The 2,565-nt window shown below is 53.2% G+C and carries 2 protein-coding genes; both read left to right on the top strand.

Going from position 1 to position 2,565, the window contains the following annotated elements:
• The first annotated feature begins 122 nt into the window (after nt 1–122).
• A complete protein-coding gene (locus AC06ND_RS07265) occupies nt 123–1,412 on the top strand; it encodes a glycosyltransferase family 4 protein (RefSeq protein ID WP_475678324.1) in 1,290 nt (429 codons plus the stop codon).
• 11 nt (nt 1,413–1,423) lie between these two features.
• Nucleotides 1,424–2,565, top strand: a 1,142-nt coding sequence (locus AC06ND_RS07260; protein ID WP_475678323.1) for a glycoside hydrolase family 57 protein, incomplete at its 3' end; no start/stop codon positions are given.

Genomic DNA, 2,565 nt, shown 5'->3' with positions numbered 1-2,565 from the left:
TGAGCTCTACGATGGAGACCCTCCTCACGAGCCACACGGAGCAATCTCTTCTGCATGCGCTACCGCGTCATTGCTGAAGTGCGAGTACCTTATCAACATTAACAAGACAAGGAGGTGGTAATATGAGAGTACTGATGTTTGGATGGGAGTTTCCTCCCCACATCGCAGGTGGTCTCGGCACTGCCTGCTACGGTATGACCAAGGGTCTTGCCGCAAACGACGTCGAGGTCCTCTTCGTCATGCCTTCGGCATCCGGAGACGAGGACGAGAGCGCCGTCAAGATCATCAACGCAAGTGATGTGAAGGTTGACGTGGTCGACCACAACGTGAACGAGTTCCTCGGAAAGGTTCAGTTCGTGCAGGTCGGCAGCAACATGGTTCCATACATGGATCCCGATGACTTCTACAAGATCGTGGAGGCAGAGAAGAACTGCACCCGCGAGGAGTTCAGCATCCGTTATGGACAGAAATATAAGTTCTCAGGCAAGTACGGCTCCAACCTCATGGAGGAGGTGGCCCGCTATGCCATGGTAGGTGCGACTATCGCGAAGCAGTATGAGGGTCAGTTCGACGTTATCCACGCCCATGACTGGCTCACCTATCTCGCCGGTGTCGCAGCAAAGCAGGTTTCAGGCAAGCCTCTCGTAGTGCACATGCACGCTACCTCGTACGACCGTGCGAGCGAGGCCAACATCGATACCCGAGTACTCGATCTCGAGACCAGGGGTATGCAGGCCGCAGACAAGGTCATCGCCGTCAGCGAGCTTACCAGGAACATCTGCATCAACAAGTACGGAATCGAGCCTGAGAAGGTAGTCGCAGTCCACAATGCCGTGGACTTCAGCGGCAGGAAGAACATCGAGGTCGAGAGGGGCGTCAAGGACAAGGTCGTCACCTTCCTCGGTCGTGTCACCTATCAGAAGGGTCCTGAGTACTTCATCGAGGCGGCTGCCAAGATCATCAAGAGGTGCGACAACGTTCGCTTCGTGATGGCAGGTAGCGGCGATATGCTCAACAAGTGTATCCGCCACGTCGCTCGCCTTGGTATCTCAGACAGGTTCCACTTCACCGGCTTCCTTCGCGGAGCCGACGTACAGAAGATGTTCGCGCTTTCGGACGTGTACATCATGCCGTCTATCTCAGAGCCTTTCGGAATCTCTCCTCTCGAGGCTATGCAGACCAACGTTCCTTCTATCATCAGCAAGCAGTCAGGTTGCGCCGAGATCCTCGATTACGCTATCAAGACTGACTTCTGGGATGTGGACGCTATGGCGGACGCAATCTATGGTCTCATCAACTACCCTGCGATGTCGGCTCTCGCCGCACGCTGCGGATATGACGAGGTCAACGCACTCAAGTGGACGGCAGCCGCAGCCAAGATCAAGGCGGTTTATGAATCAGTAATAAAGTAAAGTACACAGATATGAAAAAAAGCATTTGCCTCTATTTCCAGGTACACCAGCCAACCAGGCTCCGTCTGTACAGATTCTTCGAAATAGGTAAGGATTCGCATTATTTTGATGATTTCGCGAACAGGACCATCGTTCGCAGAATCGCCGAGCGCTGCTATCTTCCAGCCAATGCGATGCTTCTTGATATGATCCATGCCAGCAATGGCCAGTTCAAGGTATCCTTCAGTATCTCAGGCTCAGTGATCGAGCAGTTCGACCGTCACTGCCCAGAGGTTATCGAGAGCTTCAAGAAGCTCGCCGACACAGGTTGCGTTGAATTCCTCGCAGAGACATACAACCACTCTCTCGTTTCGCTTGCATCGCCTATCGGCTTCAAGATGCAGGTGGAGAAGCACAAGGAACTTATCCAGAGGTATTTCGGTGTGACCCCTGTCACCTTCCGCAATACTGAGCTCATCTATTCAGACGCTATCGGAGCACAGGTATATGATCTTGGATTCAAGACCATGCTCACCGAGGGTGCAAAGCATGTCCTCGGATGGAGAAGCCCTAACTATGTATATAATGGTGCTACCGCTCCTAAGCTCAAGCTCCTCCTCAGGAACAGTGCGCTCAGCGACGACATCGCATTCCGCTTCTCAGACAGGAGCTGGAACAACTGGCCTCTTACCTGCGACAAGTACCTCGCATGGCTCAACGCGAACGATGGTGAGATCATCAACCTCTTCATGGATTATGAGACCTTCGGCGAGCATCAGAAGGCAGAGAGCGGCATCTTCGAGTTCATGAAGAACCTTGCTCCTACCGTACTTGCAGACGGCAACTGGGAGTTCGTAACTCCTGCACAGGCTGCAAAGAAGCACGCATCGATCGGCGACATGGATGTCGAGGACCCAATCTCATGGGCAGACGAGGAGCGCGACACTTCTGCATGGCTCGGAAACGAGCTCCAGCAGGATGCATACAACAAGCTCTACGGTCTTGTGGAGAAGCTCGGCCTCATCGATGATGAGGAACTCTGGCAGGAGCATTCGCACCTCCAGGAGAGCGACCACCTCTACTACATGTGCACCAAGTTCTTCTCAGACGGTTCGGTACATCAGTACTTCAACCCATATGACACTCCTTACGAGGCATTCATCAACTACATGAA

The organism is Candidatus Cryptobacteroides sp. (assembly GCF_056207615.1).
This window is presented reverse-complemented; position numbering and strand designations above follow the sequence as displayed.

Coding starts and splice junctions, on each gene's coding strand:
- AC06ND_RS07265 (WP_475678324.1), top strand. CDS start 123: ATGAGAGTACTGATGTTTGGATGGGAGTTTCCTCCCCACATCGCAGGT.